Origin of the sequence: Advenella mimigardefordensis DPN7 (assembly GCF_000521505.1) — a bacterium.
Taxonomy (GTDB): Bacteria; Pseudomonadota; Gammaproteobacteria; order Burkholderiales; family Burkholderiaceae_B; genus Advenella; species Advenella mimigardefordensis.
Genome location: NZ_CP003915.1, coordinates 2,648,685 through 2,671,658, shown reverse-complemented (window position 1 = coordinate 2,671,658; position 22,974 = coordinate 2,648,685). Strand labels below are relative to the sequence as shown.

Sequence of the window (22,974 nt, the reverse complement as noted above, 5' to 3'; positions counted from 1 at the left end):
AATTATAGCGAGCGCAATATAGCTCTTACCGGGCTGGCGTCGGCGCGGGTCCATTTGAGCGGGAGTGCGATCAGTTCATAGTCGCCTGCAGGGACCTGGTCCAGCACCAGGTTTTCCAGCACGCGCATGTCGTAGCGGCGGATCCGCTGATGGCTGTCGAGTGATTTGCTGGCGGCCGGGTCAATGCTGGGCGTGTCAATGCCGATCAGAATAATACCTTGCTGATGCAGCACATCCAGCGTCTCCGGTGCAAAGCTGGCAAAGGCGGGTGACCATTCTCGGGTACGCGCCTGCTGGCAACTGCGCACCAGCAGCCGGGGCGGGCAGCCGGCCATGGTATTTGCCATATCGTCAGGATAGATCAGGCCATCCTGGCGCAGAATATGCAGGACGCGGCAGGGGCCGATAAAGGGTGTGAGCGACAATTCGCCCACGGCGCTGCCCTGGCTGTCGTAATGCAGGGGCGCGTCGGCATGGGTGCCGACATGGGGGCTTAGGCTAATTTCACTGACGTTGACGGGACAGTCGGCGGACAGCGTCCAGCTCCATTTCTGGGTGTAGGGCGTATCTCCCGGGAATACCGGCGACTGCGCGTCTACGGGCGCCGAAATATCCCATATCTGTTGCTTACTCATGATGTCAGGCCTGCTGGGTCTACGGATAAGGCAAATATACTGCAATCGCCAGAACACGCTGGCGTATCAGGCAGATGATCCAGTATAGCAGTTGTCATTGCCTAGAGCTTGCCCCGCTCGGCCAGCGAGATGGCGCCTCCGCCGGCGACGATGATGTGGTCTATCAGACGGATGTCCAGCAGGGCCAGGCCGCGCCGCAATTGTTGAGTGAGCTGAATATCGGCCAGGCTGGGTTCTGCCAGCCCTGATGGATGGTTGTGTGCCAGAATCACGCCCCAGGCATGATGACGCAGTGCGGTGGCGGCTATTTCGCGGGGATAGACCGCAGTCTGATTCAGTGTGCCGCGCGAGGCTTCTTCGTAGTGGATCAGCTGGTGGCGCGTGTTCACCAGCAGTAACAGGCATTTTTCTACTACTTCATGCGATAGCAGGCTGATGCAGAAATCGCGCACCACCGTCGGACGGTCCAGTACAGTGTGATACTGCATGGTGTCCTGCATATGGCGCCGCGCAAACTCAACCGCAGCCAGAAACGAGCAGATTTTGGCATCGCCCAGCCCTTTTATTTTTCTCAGGGACTGGTAATTGCTCAGGAGCAGATTACGCGGGCCGCCCGCCTGCTCCAGTACATATTGGGAAAACTGCATGATACTTAACTGGGCAGAGCCGGTGCGCAGCAAAATCGCCAGCAGCTCGGCATTGGATAGGGCAGCCGGCCCCTGGGCCAGCAGTTTTTCACGTGGGCGCAGGGTGCGGTCGGGTGTGGACGCGGCAGATAGGGCGGTGTCCTTGGCAGAATCAGGGTAAATGGCGGTGCAGGTGTTCATTGTCAGCTAAAATAAGGTTTTACACAAAACGCCCTACGGTGACAGATTTTGACCGCGAATGCCCAGCCCATGAATCCAATTGTCCATGCTGAATCTTACCTGACCCTGCACTATCGTATTACGCTCATGTCCGGTCCAGGTGCCGGTTCGGTTTTTATCGACACCTTTACCGGTAAGCCTGGCACACTGCAATTGAGCACCGGGCAGTGGTCTCCTTCCATGGAAACGCCCCTGATCGGCCACGCCGAAGGGGAGTCCTTCAGTTACGATTTGCCTGCGCAGCAGGCTTATGGCGATCGCAATCCGGAGCTGTTGCAGCGGGTGACCCGCCAGATGCTGGACCGCGATGCCGGCCCCGACGCCCAATTTGAGCGGGGCGATATGGTCGAATTTACGGCGCCCAATGGCGGACGTTATTCGGGTGTTTTCCGCGAATGGGAAAACGATACTGCGCTCTTTGATTTCAATCATCCACTGGCAGGCGTCGATTTACGTATCGACGTCAAGTTGCTCGGAGTGTTGTAATGACTCAAGACAGTGAAGTCATTCTGGCTGAACCACGGGGCTTTTGCGCCGGGGTTGACCGCGCCATCGATATTGTGGAGCGGGCGCTGGAGTTGCATGGTGCGCCCATTTATGTTCGTCATGAAATTGTGCATAACAAATTTGTGGTTGAAAATCTGCGCGACAAGGGCGCGATTTTTATTGACGAACTGGATCAGGCACCGGCCGGCGCCATTGTGGTCTTTTCCGCGCATGGCGTGTCGCGTGCGGTGCGCGCCGAAGCACAATTGCGCGATCTGCGTATTTTCGACGCCACCTGTCCGCTGGTAACGAAGGTCCATATTGAGGTCGCAAAAATGCACGCCGCAGGCCTTGAGATCGTCATGATTGGTCACAAGGGACATCCGGAAGTAGAAGGAACGCTTGGGCAGGCGGTGGGTCGCATGCATTTGGTGGAAACCCCGGAAGACGTGGCCGCGCTGGAGGTGGACAATCCTGAAAATACGGCGTTTGTCACCCAGACCACGCTCTCTATTGATGACGCAAAGCGGGTTGCCGATGCGCTCAGGGCAAAATTTCCGGGTATTGTTGAACCCAAGAAAAGCGATATTTGCTACGCGACGCAGAACCGTCAGGATGCGGTCAAGGTACTGGCTCCGGAGTGTGATGTATTTTTCGTGGTGGGTAGCGTCAATAGTTCGAATTCGAATCGCTTGCGCGAAGTGGCCGAACGGCTCAATTGCGCAGCCTATCTGATCGATAATGCCCAGGCTATCCAGCCCGAATGGCTGCAGGGAGCCGGAAAAATAGGCATTACTGCCGGCGCCTCGGCACCTGAAGTGCTGGTTCAGGAGGTGGTGGAACGGCTGAAGGAACTGGGCGCTATTTCAGTGCGCAGAATGGATGGAACAAAAGAGAACGTGACGTTCCCCTTACCGAAGGAACTGTCCCGCAAACAACAGGCAGGGAGATAATGCAGATGAAGCTATACGGGTATTTCAGAAGTTCGGCGGCCTATCGGGTCAGAATTGCGCTGAACGTTAAGCAACTGGGATACGAATCAGTGCCCGTGCACCTTATTCGTGACGGCGGCCAGCAATTGGCGCAGACGTACCGTGAGCTGAATCCGACAGCCCTGGTGCCCACGTTTATCGATCAGAACGTGAGCATAGGCCAATCCATTGCCATCATGGAATACCTTGAAGAGGCTTATCCGCAGATTCCCATTCTTCCGGCAACGCAGGCGGGCAGGGCGCGCGTGCGTTCACTGGCGCAATTTATTGCATGTGACATTCACCCGCTGAATAACCTGCGTGTGCTCAAGTATCTCAAGCGCGAGCTGGGGGTGTCCGACGAAGTGAAAAACGAGTGGTACCTGCACTGGATCCGTGAGGGTTTTGATTCACTCGAAAAAATGCTGGCGTCGTCAACCGATACCGGCATTTATTGCCATGGCGATACGCCGACCATGGCCGATTTTTGCCTGGTGCCGCAGGTGGCCAATGCGCATCGCTTTAACCTGGATATGAACCCGTATCCTACGATTGTCCGTATCGATGCCGCCTGCAATAAGGATGAGGCATTCATCAATGCGGCGCCGGCCAATCAGTCCGACGCAGAATAGGCACGCCCCAGCAGCCGGCAGGTTTCAAATAGCGGTAGTCCCATGACGCCGCTGTAGCTGCCGCTGATGGATGCCACAAAGGCAGACGCCAGGCCCTGTATACCGTAGGCGCCGGCTTTACCGATACCTTCACCCGAACGCACATACCACTCGATATCGTCTGTGGTGAGCGGTTTCATTATCACATTTGTGATGGAGACGTCTTCGTACAGGCGATCCCGCCAGGCCAGCACGATAGCGGTGTGTACCTCATGCGTTTGTCCCGACAGGGCGGACAGCGCCTGGCGCACGTCATTGTCGGTATGCGCTTTTCCCAGAAGTTGTGATCCCATCATCACGGTTGTATCAGCGGTCAGGATGGGGCGGGGCGGCAGATCGCAGGCATGCAGATGCGCTACGGCGCGTTCGGCCTTCTCTCTGGCGGTGCGTTTAACATAACTGGCAGGATGCTCCCCGGGCAGCAAGGGCTCATCTTCGCCTGGCGGCGCAGGCACCTGAAGCACGTCGTGAACAATGCCCATTTGAGTAAGCAATTGATGGCGACGCGGGCTGGCCGATGCCAGAAAAATGGCTTGCGTTTGCACCTGCGTCATGGGCAGCGATGCTGCCAGATCAGTTGCGCTGTTCCTGGCGGTATGGTTCAAAGCAGTCATAAATGAATTGGCGATCCGGGTAACGCGGCGGTCAGGCGCGGTGATAGGGATGATTGGTAAGAATGGCCCAGGCACGATACAGCTGTTCGGCCAGCACGATGCGTACCATCGGGTGCGGCAGCGTGAGCGATGACAGGCGGATAAGGCTGGCACTGCGCTTTTTAAGGTCTGCATCCAGCCCGTCGGGGCCGCCGATCAGAAAGGCGACATCCTGGCTATGGTCGCGCCAGCCGGCCAGCTGTTGCGACAGGTCCATGGTGGTGAGGTCGCGGCCATGTTCGTCCAGGGCAATGACCAGGCTGTCGGCAGGCAGTGCCGTCTGAATGCGGCGGCCTTCTGCTTCCATCATTTGTGCGGCGGTTTTGCCCGAGGTTCTGGGCTCGGGCTTAATTTCCCGCAGCTCGATCGTGCAGTCGGCAGGCATCCGTTTCACATAGTCTTTCCATGCGGTGGATACCCAATCGGGCATTTTGTTGCCGACAGCGATGACAATGAGCTTCATGGGGCGTTTTATTCTTCCATGTTGTCGTCATCGGCGCCGGCAAAACCCTGCATGGCAGGACCTTTGGACTGATCCAGCAGACGGACGCGCACCGGCTTGTCGCCCCATACTGCTTCCAGATTGTAGTATTGGCGAATGGCCGGTTGCATGCAATGGATTACAACATCGCCAATGTCCACCAGCACCCACTCGCCGGATTCTTCGCCTTCCAGCGCGATAATGGGTATTTTGTGGGCACGGGCTGCATTAACAACACTGCTGGCCAGGGCGCGCGTCTGGCGGTTGGATGTACCGCTGGCGATCACGACCCGGTCAAACAGGCTGGTCAGATGGCTGGTGTTGAATACCCGGATGTCCTGGGCTTTGACGTCCTCCAGTGCATCAATGACCAGACGTTGCAGTTTTTGTATATTCATAGGTAATAAAATTTTCCGGTTTGCGGGCTAGGGGCAGCAAGGCAATCTGCTATTGGTAGAGTCCGTGAGTATTAATGTAATCCAGAACGGGCGCGGGAACAAATTCGGAGGCATCCTGTCCCTGGCTGATCCGTGAGCGGATTTCAGTGGAGGATACGTCCATGGCTTTAAACGGCAGGGTGATCAGACCCTTGCCATCGCGCCGCAGCAGCGCATCCAGTTCTGGCGGGATGTGCAGGGGATGGCCGGTGCGCCAGGCGACGGTCAGTGTGACGTAGTCTGTGATCTCCTGCCAGTTCTGCCAGGTGCAGAAATTATTGAGCTGATCGGTGCCCAATAGCCAGTAGTATTTCGCATCGCGCGGCAGGCTGCGCAGCGTATCAATGGTGTAGGTGGCGCCTTCCCGATTGATTTCGATATCGTTGACCACGATTCCCGGTTCATCGGCAATCGCCAGCGCGAGCATTTCCAGCCGCTGCGCGCCGCTGATCTGTAGCGGCTGTTTCTGCCAGGGGTTGCCGGCAGGAATCAGCTGCACTTCGTCCAGATTCAGCGCACGCAAGGCTGTCCTGGCCATGGCCAGGTGAGCCAGATGGACCGGGTTGAAGCTGCCGCCCAGAAGTCCGATTTTTTTCATGCCGGTTTCAGGGCGCGCCAGCCAATGTCCTTGCGATACTGGCTGCCGTCAAAGCGAATTTTCTCAAGGGCGGCATAGGCAATCTCGCGTGCCGCTGCTGGTGTGCTACCCAGTGCGGTCACGCACAGGACGCGACCGCCAGAGGTTTGCAGCACGCCTTCCTGCACGCGGGTACCCGCGTGAAAGGTGACGCACTCATCAGTGGCATCGGGAATGCTGGTGATGGCGTCGCCCGTGCGGGGTGTGCCAGGATAATTATGCGATGCCATGACGACACCCAGGGCGGTGCGCGGATCCCAGTCGATTCTGGCCTGATCCAGCGTACCTGCAATAGCGTGTTCCACGACTTCGGAAAAATCGTTACGGATGCGCATCATGATGGGTTGCGTTTCGGGATCGCCCATGCGGCAGTTAAATTCCAGCACCTTGATGGGACGGGTCGCATCGGGGCCATCGCCAATCATCACGCCTGCATACAGAAAGCCGGTATATTCAATCCCGTCACTGGCCATGCCCTTGATGGTAGGCCAGATCACTTCATCCATGATGCGCTGATGCAGCACCTCGCTCACTATCGGTGCGGGCGAGTAGGCGCCCATGCCGCCGGTATTCGGACCTTTGTCGCCGTCCAGCTGGCGCTTGTGATCCTGGCTGCTGGCCATGGGCAGGACGTGTTTGCCATCGCACATGACGATAAAACTGGCTTCTTCGCCTTCCAGGCAGGCTTCAATCACGACCCGAGCGCCGGCGCTCCCCAGGGAGCCGTCACCCAGCATGCTGTCGATGGCGGCATGGGCTTCATCTTCGGTCAGCGCAACCACCACACCCTTGCCGGCCGCCAGGCCATCGGCCTTGACGACGATAGGAGCGCCTTGTTCACGAACATAGTCATGTGCGGCCTGCGGGTCTGTAAAGGTTGCATAGGCGGCTGTGGGAATGTGATGGCGCAGCATAAACGCTTTGGCAAAATCCTTGGAGCTTTCCAGCTGTGCGGCGGCCTGAGTGGGACCGAATACGGCCAGACCCTTGCTGCGGAATAGATCAACCGCACCGGCGGCCAGCGGCGCTTCGGGGCCGACCACTGTCAGCGCGATCTGTTCGTCCTGCGCAAATTGCGCCAGCTGCTGCAGATCGGAAATGGGCAGGCTGGTGAGCGCCGGGTCGGTGGCGGTGCCGCCATTGCCCGGGGCAACAAATACAGTTGAAATACGCGGCGACTGCGCAAGTCGCCAGGCGATGGCGTGTTCGCGTCCACCGTTACCAATAACAAGTGCCTTCATGGGGTATCTTATCCTTCTTCCGTTTCATTGAAGACAGCGGTGGTGTACACCTCCTGCACGTCATCCAGGCTTTCGAGCTGGTCAAGAATTTTCTGCATTTTTTTTGCGTCGTCGCCGGTGAGCTCTGTTTCGTTCAATGGCTTCATGATAACGCCTTCCATTTCCGGTTTCAGGCCGGCTTTTTCAAACGCGGCGCGTACATCGGAAAAGAGTGGCGGTTCGCACAGCACTTCAATCAGTCCTTCTTCATCGGTGACCACATCTTCGGCACCGGCTTCCAGCGCCACTTCGATGATCTGGTCTTCAGAATAGTCCGGGCTGAAAATAAACTGGCCGCAATGCTTGAACATGAATGCCACTGAACCGTCCTGGCCCAGATTACCACCGTGTTTGGTCAGCGCGTGGCGCACATCCGACACCGTGCGGGTGCGATTATCGGTCATGCAATCGATAATGACCGCCGCCCCACTGATGCCATAGCCTTCATAGCGGATGGATTCGTAGTTGTCGCCATCGGCGCCGCCGGCACCGCGCGTGATGGCGCGCTGGATGTTGTCTTTTGGCATATTGGCAGCAGTGGCCTTGTCCCAGGCCAGGCGCAAGGCCGGGTTGCTATCCGGATCAGGGCCGCCGGCACGTGCAGCCACCGTGATCTCCCGAATAATTTTTGTCCAGATTTTTCCGCGCTTGGCATCCTGGCGACCTTTACGGTGCTGGATATTTGCCCATTTACTGTGACCTGCCATGGTTTGATTAACTCTTGAAGTAGCAAAATAAGGAATTTTACCCTGAACAGTCATAAACTTTTATAGAATACGGCTTGTTTACGTCGTTTTACCGACATTCAGGCAGCCAGCGCTGTTCCTGCGCAGGCTTGCTGTGCGTACAGGCGTCGTCGCCAGGGCGCTGTCGCCGCGCTGGCCGCCGATTGTTCACTACGTGCAGAACCAGGGTCGGGAAACGCTCGCAGCACGTTCATCGATACAAAGGGAAACTCATGGCAGATCCGGTACTTATTGCAAAAAGTGGTCAGACAGATGTCGTCATCCTGCCACAGATGGCCAATCGTCACGGTTGTATCACCGGGGCGACCGGCACCGGCAAAACGGTTACGCTTCAGGTGCTGGCCCAGTCTTTTTCGCGTCTGGGTACGCCGGTATTCATGGCAGACGTCAAGGGGGACCTCACCGGTATCTCCCAGGCCGGTACCGATAGCCCCAAAATGCAGGAACGCCTGCAGAAATATGGCTTGCCAACCCCGCAATGGGGCGCAGCGCCCACCGTCTTGTGGGATGTGTTCGGCGAACAGGGCCATCCTGTGCGGGCCACCATGTCCGACATGGGCCCGTTGCTGCTGGCACGGATGCTGGACTTGAACGATACCCAGACGGGTGTGCTGAATCTGGTGTTCAAGGTCGCTGACGATGAAGGGCAATTGCTACTGGACCTCAAGGATTTGCGGGCGATGCTGCAAAACGTCGCAGACCGCGCCAGCGAACTGCGCCAGAACTATGGCAATGTGTCGGCAGCTTCAGTGGGGGCGATTCAGCGCGCCTTGCTGCAGCTGGAGTCGCAGGGTGCCGATCTTTTTTTCGGCGAACCCATGCTCGATATACATGATTTAATTCGTACCGATGCCAATGGTCAGGGCGTTGTCAATATCCTGGCCGCAGACAAGCTGATGCAGTCGCCCAAGCTGTATGCGGTCTTTTTGCTGTGGCTGCTGGCGGAGATTTACGAGTCCCTGCCGGAAATTGGCGACCCCGAGAAGCCGCGTCTGGTGTTTTTCTTTGATGAAGCGCACTTGCTGTTTACCGATGCGCCGGCGGCGTTGTTACAGAAAATCGAACAGATTGTGCGGCTGGTACGCTCCAAGGGCGTCGGCGTGTTTTTCGTGACGCAGAACCCGCTGGATATCCCGGAAACGGTCCTGGGTCAACTGGGTAACCGGGTGCAGCATGCATTGCGTGCCTTTACGCCACGTGATCAGCGTGCGGTAAAAACGGCTGCCGAAACCATGCGCCCCAACCCGGAACTGGATATCACCCAGGCCATTGGCGAACTGGGCGTTGGTGAAGCCTTGTTGTCGTTTCTGGATGCCAAGGGAAGTCCGGGCATTACGCAGCGCGGCTGGGTCATGCCCCCGGCCAGCCGTATCGGCCCTGCCACCGATGCAGAACGTCAGGCCCTGCGCAATCAGTCTCAGTTTGCCGGTAAGTACGATCAGGTGGTTGACCGCGAGTCTGCATTTGAAGTATTGGCCAAACGGACCGAGCAAAAAAATGCGGAACAGGTTTCGGCCAAGTCGGCAGGAGCAGCAGACACAGGCAACGATATCCTGGGTATGGTCAAGGATCTGATGGTGGGTTCCACCGGTCCGCGCGGCGGGCGCCGCGATGGCGTTGTTCAGCAAGTGGCTAAAAGCTATGTGCGTGGCGCCGCGCGCCAATTGATCCGTGGCGTGCTGGGGTCGCTGATTGGCGGCAAAAAACGCTAGTTAAGTGAGATAGGGCGCTGCCGGTACCCGGGAGCGCCTGTTGCTGCGATGGCTCAGGTTGCCGAGGGATTTTTGTTACACGACAGGACGCAACCCTCGTCGTTTTCGAGTTCTTTGAGCAGACGTTCGTAGGTCTCGGTGTTGCCATTTTGCTGCATTCGCTGCAAAAAACTGATCAGCAATGTGGCTTCTTCGTCGGTGAATCCCTTGAGGTGGGCATTGAGCGCGCGTGAGACAGCAGGCATCAGTTTTTCTGTGACGGTGTGGCCTTTTTCCGTCAATTCCAGTTCCACGACCCGGCGATCGTTCGTTGAGCGCCGACGCTTGAGAAAGCCTTTTTTTTCCAGACGGTCCAGAGTGCGGGTCATGGCGCCGGTATCCACTTCTGCGGTGCGGGCGACGCTGGCCGGGGTATTGGCTTTGTTCAGTCCGATAATCGCAATTGGGTGCCATTGCGAGGAGGTGAGCCCCAGCGGCTCCATTTCGGCTTCAATCATTTGCGAAATGGAATGAAAATTGAGCCGGATGAGATAGCCGATGTTCTTGAGCCCTTTATTGTTTGCCGCGCTGGTGTACAAAGGGCCGCAAGCCTCGTTAATCGCACTGGATTCAACGGCGGGATCCTGTTGAGTGGCTTCAGGAGAAAGGGGGGGCGTGCCTGTATTCATTTTTAATTACTGCCTAAGCAGATTTTGACTGTATCATAATATTTATTTTAACTGACTCCGTTGATTTAATACAGCGTATCGTCTTAAATACACTAATCTGTTTCATTCATTGTGGCTAATACAAAACTCAGGAGGGTGTGGTGGCAATGTCATCAAGAAAAGTAGAGATCAGCGAACACGGCGATGTCGGTGTCATGAAGGTGGTTACCGAAGAAGTCGGCGCACCGGCAGATAACGAAGTGCAGATCGTGCAAAAGGCGATCGGCCTTAATTTCATCGATATTTACTATCGGACCGGTCTTTATGCACAGCAGTTGCCGCATGGATTGGGTTTTGAAGCTGCCGGTATCGTCGAGGCCGTTGGCAGCCGGGTAACGCATCTGAAAAAGGGCGATCGTGTCGCTTATGGACAAAGCCCTATTGGCGCGTACGCAGAAGTGCGCAATGTGCCAGCCGTCAACGTGCTTAAGATTCCAGACTTTCTGTCGTTCGATGAAGCGGCTGCGGTCATGCTCAAGGGCCTGACCGTGCAATATCTGTTCCGCCAGACCTACCGGCTACAGGGGCATGAAACCATTCTGTTCCATGCGGCAGCAGGGGGCGTGGGCCTGATTGCCTGCCAGTGGGCCAGGGCTCTTGGTGTAAAACTGATCGGTACCGTCTCCAGCCCCGAGAAATCGGATATTGCGCTGGCACATGGCGCCTGGGCGACTATCGACTACAGCAAGGAAGACGTGGTAGAGCGTGTGCTGTCGCTCACTAACGGCAAGAAAGTGCCGGTGGTTTATGATGGGGTGGGTAAGGACACCTGGGAACGTTCTCTGGACTGCCTGCAGCCACGAGGCCTGATGGTCAGCTTCGGCAACGCCTCAGGCGCGGTTACCGGTGTGAATCTGGGTATTCTGGCCAGCAAGGGCGCACTGTATGTGACCCGGCCCACGCTAGGGCCCCATGTTGATACCCCTGAAAAGCTCAAGGCGGCGTCCGACGAGCTGTTTGATATGATCCGCAGCAAGAAAATCAAGGTGCAGATTGATCAGCGCTACAGCCTGGAAGACATAGCAGAGGCACATCAGGCGCTGGCTTCGCGCAAGACAACCGGCGCCACCGTCATTACGCTGGACTAGTCCGGCAGAAGCGGGCACAACGGGCAGGGAGGCCTGGCAACAACGCCTTCCTGTCTGTGCCCGATACACCGTAGGCGTAGCTTCTTAGTCGTAACCCCTAGTCCTAACCTCTTAATCGTAACACCTTAGTCGCCACCCCTTCATCCTTAATCGTTACCCATCAGCGCCTGGCGGGTTTCCTCACTTTCCAGTTCCGTCAGCCACCATTGCAGACCTTTGCCGATAGCGCGGCCATGCGCGGGCTTGCGCCAGGCATAATTGCTGTGTTCCTCCCGCGGGCAGGCCGCCACGTTTTTCATCATCAGCTCCCCGCTTTCCAGATAGGGTTTGGCGTGCGAGTAGGGTAGAAAACCGCAGCCCAGTCCCATTCGATGGGCCAGCACCTTGGCCTGCAGATTGGGGACAGTAAAGACTTTTTGCATCGCCTGTATGCCATAGGAAATGCGGCGCGCGTACCTTGCTGAGTCCGCGACTGCCACTGACTGGTATTGAGCGATCAGTTGTTCTGGCAGGGGTTCCGGAACATTGGCCAGCGGATGTCCGGGTGACACGACAAACACAAATGAAATTTTGTTAAGGGGCAGCGAAACAATATCCGGGCTTTGCAGTGTGCTGCTCACGCCAATGGCCAGATCCGCGTGACCGGCGATCAGGGTTTCCCACGTGCCATCCAGTACTTCCTCGCGAATCCGCAATTGCGTCGGCACACTGAGCGCAAAAAATTTTTCACACAACTCGAACAGTACCTTGCGCGACACAATCGTGTCTGCACTGATCGTCAGCAGCGGCTCCCAGCCAGTGGCAATGCGCTTGACGCGATGCGCAATCTGTTCCACCGAGTTCAGCAGTTGCCGTCCTTCATCAATCAATTCCTTGCCCGCCGGTGTCAGTGCGGCATGGCGGGACTTGCGATCAAAAAGCAGGACATCCAGCGCATCTTCGACCTGCCGGACGCGGTAGGTAAGGGCACTGGGAACCAGATTCAGCTCGCGTGCGGCTGCCGCAAAGCTGCCTTTTTCTGCAATCAGCACTAGCATCTGGATGATTTCCGGTGTGAGCACCTGGTGGATTTCTCGTGTTGGCGGCGTATTCATGTGGCTTTTGCGGCAAAGATAGATCTTCTAATTATAAGTTCAAAATTTTTGATGCAGCAAAGTCGCATTACAATCGAACATGTTCTCTTCATTTCTAAGGATGGTTATGCAGACAGTAAAGCTGGGGAAAAGTGATCTGGAAGTAACCGATATTTGCTTGGGTACGATGACCTTTGGCGAACAGGTTAGCGAGTCTATTTCATTTGAAATATTGGATCAGGCCGTCGGGCAGGGTATTAATTTCCTGGATACGGCGGAAATGTACTCGGTGCCAGCTCGTGCCGAAACTTTCGGTGCAACCGAAACCATCATCGGCAACTGGTTCAGCCGAAACCCGCAGGCGCGTCAGTCTGTTGTACTGGCCAGTAAGGTGGCCGGGCCTTCGCGCGGCATGCCTTGGGTGCGTGAAGGAGCAGGCATGACTGCGGACGATATCATCCGTTCCTGCGAAGGCAGCCTGAAGCGTCTGCAGACAGATTATATCGACCTGTATCAGATTCACTGGCCAGCCCGGCCGGTACCGGCGTTTGGCAATCGCTATTTCGATCCGGAAAAAACCAACTCGGACCAAAGCACTATCGAAGAACAATTGCGTGCCCTGGACAGACTGGTGCGGGAAGGAAAAATCCGCTACGTCGGGCTGTCCAACGAAACGCCCTATGGCGTGAGTGAATTTATCCGGATCGCCGAGGCTGAGAATTTGCCACGCGTGGCCAGCATACAGAATCCGTACTGTTTATTGAACCGATCCTACGAAAATGCACTGGACGAGACCTGCCATCAGCTGGATGTGTCGTTGCTGGCCTATTCACCGCTGGCTTTTGGTTTGCTCACCGGAAAATATGATGAGTCCGGCATCACCGGTCCACAAGCGCCTGCCGAAGCCCGGATCGCACGGTACGAGTCGGTGCAAAAGCAGCGCTGGGGTCGTGCGGCCGCGCTGGACGCAGCACGTGTTTATAACGCACTGGCGCGCCGGCATGATTTGACGCCGGTGCAATTGGCAATTGGATTCTGCAATACAAAATGGCAGGTTGCCAGTACGATTATCGGTGTCAGGACACCAGAGCAGCTAAAAGAAATTCTGGCTGTCAACGGATTGACGCTGGACAGCCAGATCATGGATGAAATAGATGCGATCCGGTTAAATCACTTTGATCCGGCGCAGTAGTCTTTCACCCGGGCGACTTCATTTTTGGAACCCAGCACCACGCCGACGCGCTGGTGCAACTCGGTCGGCTGGATATCCATGATACGGTTGACCGAGTCTGTGGCCATGCCGCCAGCCTGTTCAATGATAAAGCTCATTGGATTGGCTTCATACATCAGGCGCAGTTTGCCCGGTTTTTTCGGATCACGTGAGTCCCAGGGATACATGAAAATGCCGCCGCGCGTCATGATGCGATGTACATCGGCCACCATGGAAGCGATCCAGCGCATATTGTAGTCTTTGCCCATTGGCCCGGTCGTGCCGGCCAGGCAGTCTTCGATGTACTGACGCATTGGCGGTGCCCAGTGGCGCATATTGGACATATTGATGGAAAATTCCTTGGTATCTTCGGGCACACGCATATTCTCGTGGGTCACTACCCAGCTGCCCAGTTCACGATCCAGCGTGAAGCCCATCACACCATTGCCGATTGTGAGCACCAGCATGGTTTGCGGGCCATATACGGCATAGCCTGCCACCACTTGCTGGCTGCCCGGTTGCAGAAAATCTTCTTCGGTTACTTCGCGTCCTGAAATATCGGCGGGCGCCTTCAGAACAGAGAAAATAGTACCGATGGAGACGTTCACGTCAATATTGGAGGAGCCGTCCAGGGGATCGAACAACAACAGGTATTCGCCCTTTGGGTAGCGGTTGGGAATGTGATGGATGGTTTCCATCTCCTCGGACGCCATGCCCGCCAGATGGCCGCCCCATTCATTGGCTTCAAGCAGAATTTCATTTGACATGACGTCAAGTTTTTTCTGTACTTCGCCCTGAACATTTTCGCTTTCCAGGCTTCCCAGTACGCCGCCCAGCGCACCTTTGCTGACAGCATGGCTGATGGCCTTGCAGGCGCGCGAAACAACTTCTACCAGCAGGCGCACTTCTGCCTCGATGGCATTATTGTTGCGCTGCTGCTCTACCAGATACTGGGTAAGGGTTTTTCGTGACATAAGGTCTCCGGAAAATAATTAAATACGCAATGCTTTGGAAACAATCTCGCTTACATTGCTGGACAGACCCTCGTGATCGCGGACCTGTTCAAGCGACGATTTCATTTGTGATTGTAGTGCGGGAGTATAGCGCGCCCAGTTATCCATGACACGCGCCAGACGGGAAGCCACTTCAGGATTGATGCTGTCCAGCGCCAGTACGGCTTCGGTCCACAAGGCATAGCCGGAGCCGTCCTGGTTATGGAACCCTTCAGCATTGTTGATGCAGAACTGGAAGATCAGTGAACGTGCGCGATTGGGGTTGCGCAATGAAAAGGCCGGATGCGCCATGAGGCCGCGGATGGTTTCTGTACGGGTGTCGGCCGCCGTAGCCTGCAGGGCAAACCATTTGTCGATGACCAGCGGATTATGTTGCCATTTCTCGTAGAAATCAACAATTGCTTCCTGGCGTTTATCCCCGTGGTGATAGTTGACGATAGCACCCAGCGCACCCATGCAATCGGTCATGTTCTGTGCGGCCTGATATTGAACCAGGGCCTGCTGGCACGCTGCCTCATCGCCCGCCGCCATGAGGTAGGACAGGGCGAGGTTTTTCAGGCTGCGGCGGCCGGCACTGATCGGATCCGGGCTATAGGTCCCGGGCGTGTCGTTGTCCTGCAGGGTGGCAGTCCATTCGGTTGCAGCCACTTTACCCAGATTTTCACGGACAGCCTGGCGCGCTCTGGACAGCCATACAGGCTCTATCGGATCCATTTGTTCTGCCAGGAATTTTTCCGAAGGCAGTGTCAGCAGGCGGGCACGATAACCGGCATCCAGGCCGGCATCCTGCAGATTGTTTTTCCAGACCTGTACAAAGGTCTCGGACAGGGCTGCCTGCTCACCTTTTTGCAATGCATTGGTAAGCCCCAGAATCTCGCGGGTTGCCAGTGCCTGGCCGGCTTCCCAGCGGGCGAACGGATTGGGGTCTGACTGGGCCAGCACGGCCAGCTCTTTCTCCGTCCATTCATACTGGACGATAACCGGGGCGGAAAAGTCGCGTAACAATGATGGAACGGGTTTGGTTGCAATGCCGGTGAACGTCCAGGACTGGCTTTGTTCGGTGAGTTCCAGCAGGCGCGTGTGTTCTCCCTTGGGATCGGGCGTGTTCAGCTGGCTGGCGCTGTCGTTGATCTCATTGAGCGCCAGCGGCTGCCCGTCGGCCGACAGCAGTCCGACCGCAAAGGGAATATGGAAAGGCTTTTTCACAAAATCCTTGCGGATCTTTTCAACGCCTACCAGAGGCGTTTGCTGTGACAGAGTCAGGGTTACCGTTTGCTGTGCGGCGTCGTGGTTCATGGTTACCTGCACGCGAGGCGTGCCGGCCTGAGAATACCAGCGCCTGAAAATGGACAGATCGCGTTGCGGATGGGATTTTGTATAGACGTATTCCATGGCATTGACGAAATCGTCGCAGGTCACGGCCTGTCCGTCGTGGCGCCGAAAGTATTCGTCCATACCGTCGCGAAAGCCGTGCGCGCCCAGCAGTGTGTGCTGCATGCGTATGACTTCGGCACCTTTTTCATAAACGGTCGCGGTATAAAAGTTGCCGATGGACTCGTAGCTGTCGGGGCGGATAGGATGCGCCATGGGGCCGGCGTCTTCAGGAAACTGGCCGGCGCGCAAGACACTGACGTCGTCGATTCGCTTGACGGCGCGGGCACTGGCGGCGGCCTGGTCATCCAGCCCTGCGGCCATCATGTCCGCTGTAAATTCCTGGTCGCGAAAAACGGTCAGGCCTTCTTTCAGGCTGAGCTGAAACCAATCGCGGCAGGTGACGCGATTGCCGGTCCAGTTGTGAAAATATTCGTGGCCGATCACGGCTTCGACGGCAGAAAAATTGGCATCGGTGGCAGTATCGGGATCAGCCAGGACATAACCGGAATTGAAAATGTTCAAGCCCTTGTTTTCCATGGCGCCCATATTGAAGTCGCGCACGGCAACAATCATAAAGCGGTCCAGATCCAGTTCCAGCCCGAAGCGCTTTTCATCCCAGACCAGCGAACGCTCCAGCGACGCCAGCGCCCATTCGGTCTTGTCACGGCTGCCCTTGTCGCTGTAGATCTGCAACAGGACGTCACGGCCATTATGGGTTTTGACGGTTTTCTCGCGGACATCGAAATCGCCTGCAACCAGCGCGAACAGATAGCTGGGTTTGTGAAACGGATCGTGCCATACTGCCTGATGGCGGCCGTCGGGCAGATCGGTAGATGAGACCAGATTCCCGTTGGACAGCAGATAAGGGTATTTTTCCTTGTCTGCCGACAGTGTGACGGTATAAATGCTCATCACGTCGGGACGATCGGGGAAATAGGTGATGCGGCGAAAGCCTTCGGCTTCGCACTGTGTGAAAAAACCGCTACCTGATTTGTAAAGACCCATGAACAGGGAGTTGGCTGCCGGATCCAGGGTCGTTTGGACGCGCAACTCAAAAGAACCGGACAGTTGCGCAATAACCAATAGGTCCGGGGTTAATTCATAGGCGTCTGCCCCCAGCGGCTGGCCATCCAGATGCAGCGCGTCCAGACTGATATCTTCGGCATTGAGCACGAGATCGGCTGGCGCTGCGTTCTTTGCGGTGAATGAGAGGGTAGAGGTGACGACAGTGCGGTTTTCGTCCAGCTCGACATTGAGCGCCACTGCATCAAGCGTAAATGGATAGGGCTGGTAGTCGCTGCGATAAACGGTCGGGCTGTTTTCTTCGGTCAATTCTGTAGGCATGGTGGTCACTGTGGTGCTGGTGAACGGAAAGCGAACCGCCGGTACGACCGGCGCGGTTCACTTGAAAAAAAGCGATTCGTATCTATTTGTCCTAATTATAGGGGCTTGCCCCGAATTGGAACCTTAAAAGACGTTTTATGTCAAAATTGAAGTACAGTTTGCAGCGCATGGCGGGCGTGGCCGGCTGTCTATGATAATAGCGTGTGATTGGCAGGAGAAAGAAGCATGCGACATCTGCAAGTGTCCCGTATCGGGAACCTCGTTTTGGCCGGGTTGTTTTTATCGGGTCTGGCAGCCTGCTCGACTACCAGTGAATTCACAACGCAGGTTACTTCGTTTCAGCAATGGCCCGCTGGCGTTACCGGGCAGCACTACCGCTTTATCGACAGTCAGCCGCAGAATCTGGAACAGGCTGCCTATACCGGCTATATTCGCAATCATATGTTCCGCACCGGTCTGACCGAAGCGATGGGTCGTCAGCCCGCCCGCTTTGAGGTGGGTTACACCACCCGTACCGATGTGCGTCAGCAAATGGTTCAGCGGGAAACCGGCGATTATGATGTGTACCCAACACTGGGGCTGGGCATGGGCTTCCCATATGGCTATTATGGCAATCCGTTTTACAGCAGCATTGGCTTTGCCATGGCGCCGCGCTATCAGCTGGTTCCGGTGCCTTATCATCGCTATTCGCTGACGGTGTATATTCGTGACCGGCAGCAGGCAGGCAATGAGGTATTTCGCGCCAGTGCGGTGGCCGATTCACGCGAGCGCGAACTGCCCGAAGTCATGCCCTATCTGGCCGCTTCGGTGTTTGACCAGTTTCCCGGCCAGAACGGCCAGGTTCGCACCGTAGAGTTTGAACGTAACAAGACAGGCGTTGCAGGTACTGCGCCTGCCATAACAGTAAAGAAACCTTAGAAGACACCCTTACATGAAACCTATTGAATCTGATCTCCAGGCAGTCGCAACGGCAAAATCCCTGCTGCTGGATCCCTGGGACCTGAATGAAAACCATATGGCCGCGGCACTGGCCGAGATTTTTACCCATAAGGTCGATTACGCCGATCTGTACTTCCAGTACACGCGTAGCGAAAGCTGGAGTCTGGAAGAGGGTATTGTCAAGACAGGCAGCTTTTCCATTTCTCAGGGCGTGGGTGTACGTGCGCTGGCGGGCGAAAAAACGGCCTTTGCCTATTCAGATAAACTCTCGCCCGAGGCCCTCATGGAGTCGGCCACCACCGTCAAGGCGATTGCGCGCCAGGGCGAAGGTCGCATGAAGGTGGTTGGTAATGGCAAAAACAAGGCGCACGATCTTTACGGTCAGGATGATCCCATTGCAGCCATGCCTGCCACCGAAAAAGTGGCCTTGCTTGGACGGGTCGAAACGATCGCCCGCGCCAAAGATCCCCATGTGATTCAGGTGATGGCCGGTCTGGGGGCGGAATATGACGTGGTGATGGTGGTGGGTAGCGATGGCCGTCTGGCAGCCGATATCCGGCCACTGGTACGGTTGTCTGTAACGGTGATCGTCGAACGCAATGGCCGACGTGAAATGGGTCATGGCGGCGGCGGTGGTCGTCTGGGTTTGAACTACTTCTCGGATGCGCTGCTGCATGAATATGTTGACAAGGCGGTGCACGAAGCGCTCACCAATCTGGATGCTAAGGATGCGCCGGCAGGAGAAATGACGGTGGTACTGGGTTCAGGCTGGCCCGGTATCCTGCTGCACGAGGCCGTGGGTCATGGGCTGGAAGGCGATTTCAACCGCAAGGGCTCCAGCATTTTCTCCGATCGTATCGGTGAGCGCGTCGCCTCCAAAGGGGTTACCGTGATAGACGACGGTACGATCAAGGATCGTCGCGGCTCGTTGAATGTGGATGATGAAGGCAATCCGACGCAGCGCAATGTGTTGATTGAAGACGGTATTCTGCGTGGTTATATGCAGGATTCACTGAATGCACGACTCATGAAAACCAAGGTGACCGGCAATGGCCGCCGTGAATCCTACGCCCATCTGCCCATGCCGCGCATGACCAATACCTTTATGCTGGGCGGCGAGCACGACCCGCAAGAGATTGTGTCCTCTGTCAAGAAAGGCCTGTATGCGGTTAATTTTGGTGGCGGTCAGGTGGATATCACCAGTGGCAAGTTCGTCTTTTCGGCCAGTGAAGCCTACATGATCGAAAACGGCCGCATCACCTATCCTGTCAAGGGCGCAACCCTGATCGGCAACGGTCCCGATGCCATGAACCGGGTGGCGATGATCGGTAACGATCTGTCACTTGATTCGGGCGTGGGTACCTGCGGTAAGGAAGGGCAAAGCGTGCCGGTCGGGGTGGGCATGCCAACCATCCGCATGGACGGTCTGACGGTGGGCGGAACCGCCTGAGCGATGTGACAGGAACAGGTCTGGATAAGCCTGCTTTTGCGTGGGCGGCCAATCTGGCCGTTCGCATGCCGCGTTTTTGTGGTCAGGCGGGTACAGTCCCGATTTATTTTTGGGGCTGATGGCCGATAGAGGTGCCAATCGGTAAAAAGCTGTGCTAGGATTGCTGTTATGAAACAAGTTAGCCACGTCTTTTTCTTTTTTTATTTTACATTTTCGACGCAATAGGCGGAGGAAAGGACGTTGTGTACTTAGCGAAAGCATAAAGAAGATACAAAACATCAAAAGGCCGCCAGAATACCTGGTGGCCTTTTTTGTTTTGTGCATTGCACTGGCTGGCTAAGCAAACTTATAACCGATTCGACTGATTGATTAACGATATATCTGGAGTTTTCCGTGTCCTACAATACTGACGATTTACGTATCCGCGAAATTAAAGAGCTTAGCCCGCCGTCTCATCTGATGCGTGAATTTACCTGTTCAGCTCAGGTGTCCGGCCTGGTGCATGATACGCGCGAGGCAATCCATCGCATTCTGCATGCGGCCGATGACCGGCTGGTGGTTATTATTGGTCCGTGTTCCATTCACGATCCGGTTGCCGCACGCGAATACGTAAAGCGTCTGAAGGAACAGCGTGATCGCTTCCGCGATGATCTGGAAATCGTCATGCGTGTGTACTTTGAAAAGCCTCGTACCACTGTGGGCTGGAAAGGCCTGATCAACGACCCAGATCTGGACGGCAGCTTCAACATCAATAAGGGTGTGCGTCTGGCTCGCGAATTACTGCTGGAAGTGAACGAAAGCGGCGTGCCTGCAGGCTGCGAATTTCTGGACATGATTACGCCTCAATATATTGCCGATCTGGTGTCCTGGGGGGCTATCGGTGCGCGTACAACAGAAAGCCAGGTGCATCGCGAACTGGCTTCTGGTCTATCCTGCCCGGTTGGCTTCAAGAATGGAACCGATGGCAACATCAAGATCGCCATCGACGCCATTAATGCTGCCTCGCAGCCACACCATTTTCTGTCAGTGACCAAGGGTGGGCATTCGGCCATTGTTTCTACCGTGGGTAATGACGATTGTCATGTCATTCTGCGTGGTGGCAAGGCACCGAATTATGACGCTGAGCATATCAATCTGATGTCTGAGCAATTGTCCAAGTCAGGGCTGGCAAGTCGAATCATGATTGATGCCAGTCATGCCAACAGCAATAAGAAATATGAAAATCAGCCGCGAGTGATCGATGATGTGGCGCAGCAGATCGAAGCGGGCGATCATCGTATTTTCGGCGTGATGGTCGAGAGTCATTTGGTGGCGGGTCGTCAGGATCTGAAAGAGGGTGTTGAGCTTACCTACGGTCAAAGCATCACCGACGGCTGCATCGGCTGGGATGCCTCGGTTCAGGTGCTGGAACGTCTGGCCCAGGCCGTGCGCACGCGTCGTGAACAGAAAACGGATATCAATAGCTGAACAGGTTTGCCGCCCTTGGGGGCGAGCCGGCTGAATAGGGCGATGGCCGGCGCACAAGTCGGCGGCCGCAACCGCAGTGTATTTCGGGGCATTATGTGCCCCGAAGTTATTTTGCTTTACAGTGCGAGTGAAATAATCATTAGGGTTAATCACGTTTTGGTTCACTGCCGGGCAGAGTATACTTTGACGTTTATACCAGTTGTCATAAAAAAGGGTTGTCATGGATGTGAGTGCGCAACTGCGGCAGGCACCGCAGGTCGCTGAAAGCGGGCCGGATTTTTCTGAACTGATCGCTGAACTGCATCGCGCACTGCCGGCGCATTGTGTGCTGTCTCGCGTGGAAGAAAAAAAGCCATTTGAATGCGATGGGCTGACGCTTTTCAAGGAAATGCCAGGTGTGGTTGTGCTTCCGGAAACCGAGGAGCAAATCATTCACGTTCTGAAAACCTGTAAGAAGCTGGGTGTGCCCGTGGTGCCGCGTGGCGCCGGCACAGGCCTGTCCGGTGGTGCCACGCCGCATTCTCAGGGCGTGCTGCTGGGAGTATCCAAGCTCAACAAGATTAAACATATTGATCCGCGAGCAGCGACCGCCATCGTTGAACCTGGTGTGCGCAATCTGGCCGTGTCCGAAGCGGCCGCAGCCTACGGTCTGTATTATGCGCCAGACCCGTCCAGCCAGATTGCCTGTTCCATTGGTGGCAATATTGCCGAGAATGCCGGCGGCGTGCACTGCCTTAAATACGGCCTGACGGTTCATAATGTGATCCGCTTGCGGATCGTGACCATTGACGGTGACATTATTGAACTGGGTGCAGATGCACCCGACGCGCCGGGCCTGAATCTGCTGCCGGCCTTTATTGGTTCGGAAGGGATGCTGGGTATTGTGACTGAAGTCAAGGTCAAGCTCATTCCCAAGCCGCAACTGGCTCGCGTGGTCATGGCCAGCTTCGCTTCTGTTGAAGCAGCCGGCGAGGCCGTCAAGAATATTATCGGCTCGGGCATCATTCCTGCCGGGCTTGAAATGATGGATAAACGGGCCACTCACATGGTCGAGCCTTTTGTGAAGGCGGGTTATGACCTGGATGCCGAGGCGATTCTGCTATGCGAATCGGACGGTACCGAGGCCGAAGTTGAAGACGAAATTCTGAGGATGGAAAAAGTCTTTTCCGATTGCGGAGCAACCCGTTTGCAAATCTCCAATTCTGAAGAGGAACGCCTGCGTTTCTGGGCGGGGCGTAAAAATGCCTTCCCGGCTGCCGGCCGTATCTCTCCAGACTACTACTGTATGGACGGCACCATTCCGAAAAACCAGTTGGCCCATGTTCTCAATGAAATGGTGCGAATGGAAGAGAAATATCAACTGGGCTGCGCTAACGTGTTCCATGCGGGCGATGGCAATTTGCATCCGCTTATTCTGTTCGATGCCAATGATCCCGATTCAGTGCAGCGCGCTGAAGATTTCGGCGCCGAGATTCTGGAGCTGTGCATCAAGGTGGGCGGCACGGTGACAGGTGAGCATGGCGTGGGTCTGGAAAAAATCAACCAGATGTGTTCGCAATTTACGCGGGAAGAACTGGATGCCTTCACCGCACTTAAAAAAGCGTTCGATCCCGATATGCTGCTGAATCCGACCAAACAGATTCCGACACTGAATCGCTGCGCCGAATATGGCCGTATGCATGTCCATGGTGGTCAGATCGCTTTTCCCGATATCGAACGTTTCTAAGTATCACT

22 protein-coding genes are annotated in these 22,974 nt (G+C 55.8%); 10 read left to right on the top strand and 12 right to left on the bottom strand.

Annotated elements, in window-relative coordinates; translation table 11 throughout:
* Window positions 1-2 precede the first annotated feature (2 nt).
* Together kynB and radC are read right to left on the bottom strand one after the other, a co-directional pair.
* Window positions 3-635, bottom strand: a complete 633-nt coding sequence (gene kynB, locus MIM_RS12295; RefSeq protein ID WP_042070276.1) for an arylformamidase — start codon at window positions 633-635, stop codon at window positions 3-5.
* 101 nt (window positions 636-736) lie between these two features.
* Window positions 737-1,462 (bottom strand): RadC family protein, encoded by a 726-nt coding sequence (radC, locus tag MIM_RS12290; protein WP_025373056.1) that lies wholly within the window; start codon window positions 1,460-1,462, stop codon window positions 737-739.
* 69 nt (window positions 1,463-1,531) lie between these two features.
* On the opposite strand from radC, the gene MIM_RS12285 reads away from it, so the two are divergent.
* Genes MIM_RS12285 through maiA form a run of 3 tightly spaced genes read left to right on the top strand, consistent with a single transcriptional unit; the run spans window position 1,532 to window position 3,590 of the window.
* On the top strand, window positions 1,532-1,987 hold the full coding sequence (locus MIM_RS12285; protein ID WP_042070274.1) for an FKBP-type peptidyl-prolyl cis-trans isomerase: 456 nt from the start codon (window positions 1,532-1,534) through the stop codon (window positions 1,985-1,987).
* Window positions 1,987-2,940: a 4-hydroxy-3-methylbut-2-enyl diphosphate reductase gene (gene ispH / locus MIM_RS12280; RefSeq protein ID WP_025373054.1), complete on the top strand. Its 954-nt coding sequence runs from the start codon at window positions 1,987-1,989 to the stop codon at window positions 2,938-2,940. Before MIM_RS12285 ends, ispH begins: the two co-directional genes overlap by 1 nt.
* A gap of 5 nt (window positions 2,941-2,945) precedes the next feature.
* Window positions 2,946-3,590, top strand: coding sequence for a maleylacetoacetate isomerase (maiA, locus tag MIM_RS12275; RefSeq protein WP_025373053.1), 645 nt, complete (start codon window positions 2,946-2,948; stop codon window positions 3,588-3,590).
* On the opposite strand, the gene MIM_RS12270 is transcribed toward maiA, so the two are convergent.
* The 6 genes from MIM_RS12270 to MIM_RS12245 form a co-directional block, all read right to left on the bottom strand.
* Window positions 3,572-4,183: a Maf family protein gene (locus MIM_RS12270; RefSeq protein ID WP_042071386.1), complete on the bottom strand. Its 612-nt coding sequence runs from the start codon at window positions 4,181-4,183 to the stop codon at window positions 3,572-3,574. The two genes, maiA and MIM_RS12270, sit on opposite strands and share 19 nt — an antisense overlap.
* 91 nt (window positions 4,184-4,274) lie before the next feature.
* Window positions 4,275-4,745, bottom strand: coding sequence for a 23S rRNA (pseudouridine(1915)-N(3))-methyltransferase RlmH (gene rlmH, locus MIM_RS12265; protein WP_025373051.1), 471 nt, complete (start codon window positions 4,743-4,745; stop codon window positions 4,275-4,277).
* Between the two features lie 8 nt (window positions 4,746-4,753).
* Complete coding sequence (gene rsfS / locus MIM_RS12260; protein ID WP_025373050.1) at window positions 4,754-5,161, bottom strand: ribosome silencing factor; 408 nt, start codon at window positions 5,159-5,161, stop codon at window positions 4,754-4,756.
* Window positions 5,162-5,210: 49 nt separating this feature from the next.
* A complete protein-coding gene (gene nadD / locus MIM_RS12255) occupies window positions 5,211-5,798 on the bottom strand; it encodes a nicotinate-nucleotide adenylyltransferase (protein WP_025373049.1) in 588 nt (195 codons plus the stop codon).
* Window positions 5,795-7,078 carry a phosphoribosylamine--glycine ligase gene (purD, locus tag MIM_RS12250; protein WP_025373048.1) on the bottom strand — a complete coding sequence of 428 codons (1,284 nt, stop codon included), beginning with the start codon at window positions 7,076-7,078 and terminating at the stop codon, window positions 5,795-5,797. Before purD ends, nadD begins: the two co-directional genes overlap by 4 nt.
* An 8-nt stretch (window positions 7,079-7,086) precedes the next feature.
* Entirely contained in the window at window positions 7,087-7,824 is a 738-nt protein-coding gene (locus MIM_RS12245; protein WP_025373047.1) for a YebC/PmpR family DNA-binding transcriptional regulator, read from the bottom strand.
* 251 nt (window positions 7,825-8,075) lie between these two features.
* Here MIM_RS12245 and MIM_RS12240 point away from each other — a divergent pair, with 251 nt between their 5' ends.
* On the top strand, window positions 8,076-9,575 hold the full coding sequence (locus MIM_RS12240) for a helicase HerA-like C-terminal domain-containing protein (protein ID WP_025373046.1): 1,500 nt from the start codon (window positions 8,076-8,078) through the stop codon (window positions 9,573-9,575).
* 53 nt (window positions 9,576-9,628) lie between these two features.
* Here MIM_RS12240 and MIM_RS22555 read toward each other — a convergent pair whose 3' ends face one another.
* Window positions 9,629-10,243 carry a MarR family winged helix-turn-helix transcriptional regulator gene (locus MIM_RS22555; protein ID WP_025373045.1) on the bottom strand — a complete coding sequence of 205 codons (615 nt, stop codon included), beginning with the start codon at window positions 10,241-10,243 and terminating at the stop codon, window positions 9,629-9,631.
* A gap of 146 nt (window positions 10,244-10,389) precedes the next feature.
* Between MIM_RS22555 and MIM_RS12230 the strand changes: the two genes are divergently transcribed.
* The gene (locus MIM_RS12230; protein ID WP_025373044.1) at window positions 10,390-11,370 is read left to right on the top strand and encodes a quinone oxidoreductase family protein; all 981 of its coding nucleotides are present in this window, start codon (window positions 10,390-10,392) and stop codon (window positions 11,368-11,370) included.
* A gap of 146 nt (window positions 11,371-11,516) precedes the next feature.
* Here MIM_RS12230 and MIM_RS12225 read toward each other — a convergent pair whose 3' ends face one another.
* Window positions 11,517-12,464, bottom strand: a complete 948-nt coding sequence (locus MIM_RS12225; protein WP_025373043.1) for a LysR family transcriptional regulator — start codon at window positions 12,462-12,464, stop codon at window positions 11,517-11,519.
* 106 nt (window positions 12,465-12,570) lie between these two features.
* On the opposite strand from MIM_RS12225, the gene MIM_RS12220 reads away from it, so the two are divergent.
* On the top strand, window positions 12,571-13,635 hold the full coding sequence (locus MIM_RS12220) for an aldo/keto reductase (protein WP_025373042.1): 1,065 nt from the start codon (window positions 12,571-12,573) through the stop codon (window positions 13,633-13,635).
* Here MIM_RS12220 and MIM_RS12215 read toward each other — a convergent pair.
* Window positions 13,614-14,627, bottom strand: coding sequence for a class 1 fructose-bisphosphatase (locus MIM_RS12215; protein ID WP_025373041.1), 1,014 nt, complete (start codon window positions 14,625-14,627; stop codon window positions 13,614-13,616). The two genes, MIM_RS12220 and MIM_RS12215, sit on opposite strands and share 22 nt — an antisense overlap.
* Before the next feature lie 18 nt (window positions 14,628-14,645).
* Window positions 14,646-17,372, bottom strand: a complete 2,727-nt coding sequence (gene pepN, locus MIM_RS12210; protein ID WP_025373040.1) for an aminopeptidase N — start codon at window positions 17,370-17,372, stop codon at window positions 14,646-14,648.
* Window positions 17,373-17,609: 237 nt separating this feature from the next.
* Between pepN and MIM_RS12205 the strand changes: the two genes are divergently transcribed.
* The 4 genes from MIM_RS12205 (at window position 17,610) to MIM_RS12190 (ending at window position 22,966) form a co-directional block, all read left to right on the top strand.
* Complete coding sequence (locus MIM_RS12205; protein ID WP_025373039.1) at window positions 17,610-18,302, top strand: DUF4136 domain-containing protein; 693 nt, start codon at window positions 17,610-17,612, stop codon at window positions 18,300-18,302.
* Between the two features lie 13 nt (window positions 18,303-18,315).
* Window positions 18,316-19,773, top strand: a complete 1,458-nt coding sequence (gene tldD, locus MIM_RS12200) for a metalloprotease TldD (RefSeq protein ID WP_025373038.1) — start codon at window positions 18,316-18,318, stop codon at window positions 19,771-19,773.
* A 393-nt stretch (window positions 19,774-20,166) separates the two neighbouring features.
* Window positions 20,167-21,240 carry a 3-deoxy-7-phosphoheptulonate synthase AroG gene (gene aroG / locus MIM_RS12195; RefSeq protein WP_025373037.1) on the top strand — a complete coding sequence of 358 codons (1,074 nt, stop codon included), beginning with the start codon at window positions 20,167-20,169 and terminating at the stop codon, window positions 21,238-21,240.
* Window positions 21,241-21,460: 220 nt separating this feature from the next.
* Window positions 21,461-22,966 carry an FAD-linked oxidase C-terminal domain-containing protein gene (locus MIM_RS12190; protein WP_025373036.1) on the top strand — a complete coding sequence of 502 codons (1,506 nt, stop codon included), beginning with the start codon at window positions 21,461-21,463 and terminating at the stop codon, window positions 22,964-22,966.
* Window positions 22,967-22,974 lie beyond the last annotated feature (8 nt).

Excerpts from the sequence above, each read along its gene's own strand:
- kynB (WP_042070276.1), bottom strand. The coding sequence starts at position 635 with ATGAGTAAGCAACAGATATGGGATATTTCGGCGCCCGTAGACGCGCAG.
- radC (WP_025373056.1), bottom strand. The coding sequence starts at position 1,462 with ATGAACACCTGCACCGCCATTTACCCTGATTCTGCCAAGGACACCGCC.
- MIM_RS12285 (WP_042070274.1), top strand. The coding sequence starts at position 1,532 with ATGAATCCAATTGTCCATGCTGAATCTTACCTGACCCTGCACTATCGT.
- ispH (WP_025373054.1), top strand. The coding sequence starts at position 1,987 with ATGACTCAAGACAGTGAAGTCATTCTGGCTGAACCACGGGGCTTTTGC.
- maiA (WP_025373053.1), top strand. The coding sequence starts at position 2,946 with ATGAAGCTATACGGGTATTTCAGAAGTTCGGCGGCCTATCGGGTCAGA.
- MIM_RS12270 (WP_042071386.1), bottom strand. The coding sequence starts at position 4,183 with ATGACGCAGGTGCAAACGCAAGCCATTTTTCTGGCATCGGCCAGCCCG.
- rlmH (WP_025373051.1), bottom strand. The coding sequence starts at position 4,745 with ATGAAGCTCATTGTCATCGCTGTCGGCAACAAAATGCCCGATTGGGTA.
- rsfS (WP_025373050.1), bottom strand. The coding sequence starts at position 5,161 with ATGAATATACAAAAACTGCAACGTCTGGTCATTGATGCACTGGAGGAC.
- nadD (WP_025373049.1), bottom strand. The coding sequence starts at position 5,798 with ATGAAAAAAATCGGACTTCTGGGCGGCAGCTTCAACCCGGTCCATCTG.
- purD (WP_025373048.1), bottom strand. The coding sequence starts at position 7,078 with ATGAAGGCACTTGTTATTGGTAACGGTGGACGCGAACACGCCATCGCC.
- MIM_RS12245 (WP_025373047.1), bottom strand. The coding sequence starts at position 7,824 with ATGGCAGGTCACAGTAAATGGGCAAATATCCAGCACCGTAAAGGTCGC.
- MIM_RS12240 (WP_025373046.1), top strand. The coding sequence starts at position 8,076 with ATGGCAGATCCGGTACTTATTGCAAAAAGTGGTCAGACAGATGTCGTC.
- MIM_RS22555 (WP_025373045.1), bottom strand. The coding sequence starts at position 10,243 with ATGAATACAGGCACGCCCCCCCTTTCTCCTGAAGCCACTCAACAGGAT.
- MIM_RS12230 (WP_025373044.1), top strand. The coding sequence starts at position 10,390 with ATGTCATCAAGAAAAGTAGAGATCAGCGAACACGGCGATGTCGGTGTC.
- MIM_RS12225 (WP_025373043.1), bottom strand. The coding sequence starts at position 12,464 with ATGAATACGCCGCCAACACGAGAAATCCACCAGGTGCTCACACCGGAA.
- MIM_RS12220 (WP_025373042.1), top strand. The coding sequence starts at position 12,571 with ATGCAGACAGTAAAGCTGGGGAAAAGTGATCTGGAAGTAACCGATATT.
- MIM_RS12215 (WP_025373041.1), bottom strand. The coding sequence starts at position 14,627 with ATGTCACGAAAAACCCTTACCCAGTATCTGGTAGAGCAGCAGCGCAAC.
- MIM_RS12205 (WP_025373039.1), top strand. The coding sequence starts at position 17,610 with ATGCGACATCTGCAAGTGTCCCGTATCGGGAACCTCGTTTTGGCCGGG.
- tldD (WP_025373038.1), top strand. The coding sequence starts at position 18,316 with ATGAAACCTATTGAATCTGATCTCCAGGCAGTCGCAACGGCAAAATCC.
- MIM_RS12190 (WP_025373036.1), top strand. The coding sequence starts at position 21,461 with ATGGATGTGAGTGCGCAACTGCGGCAGGCACCGCAGGTCGCTGAAAGC.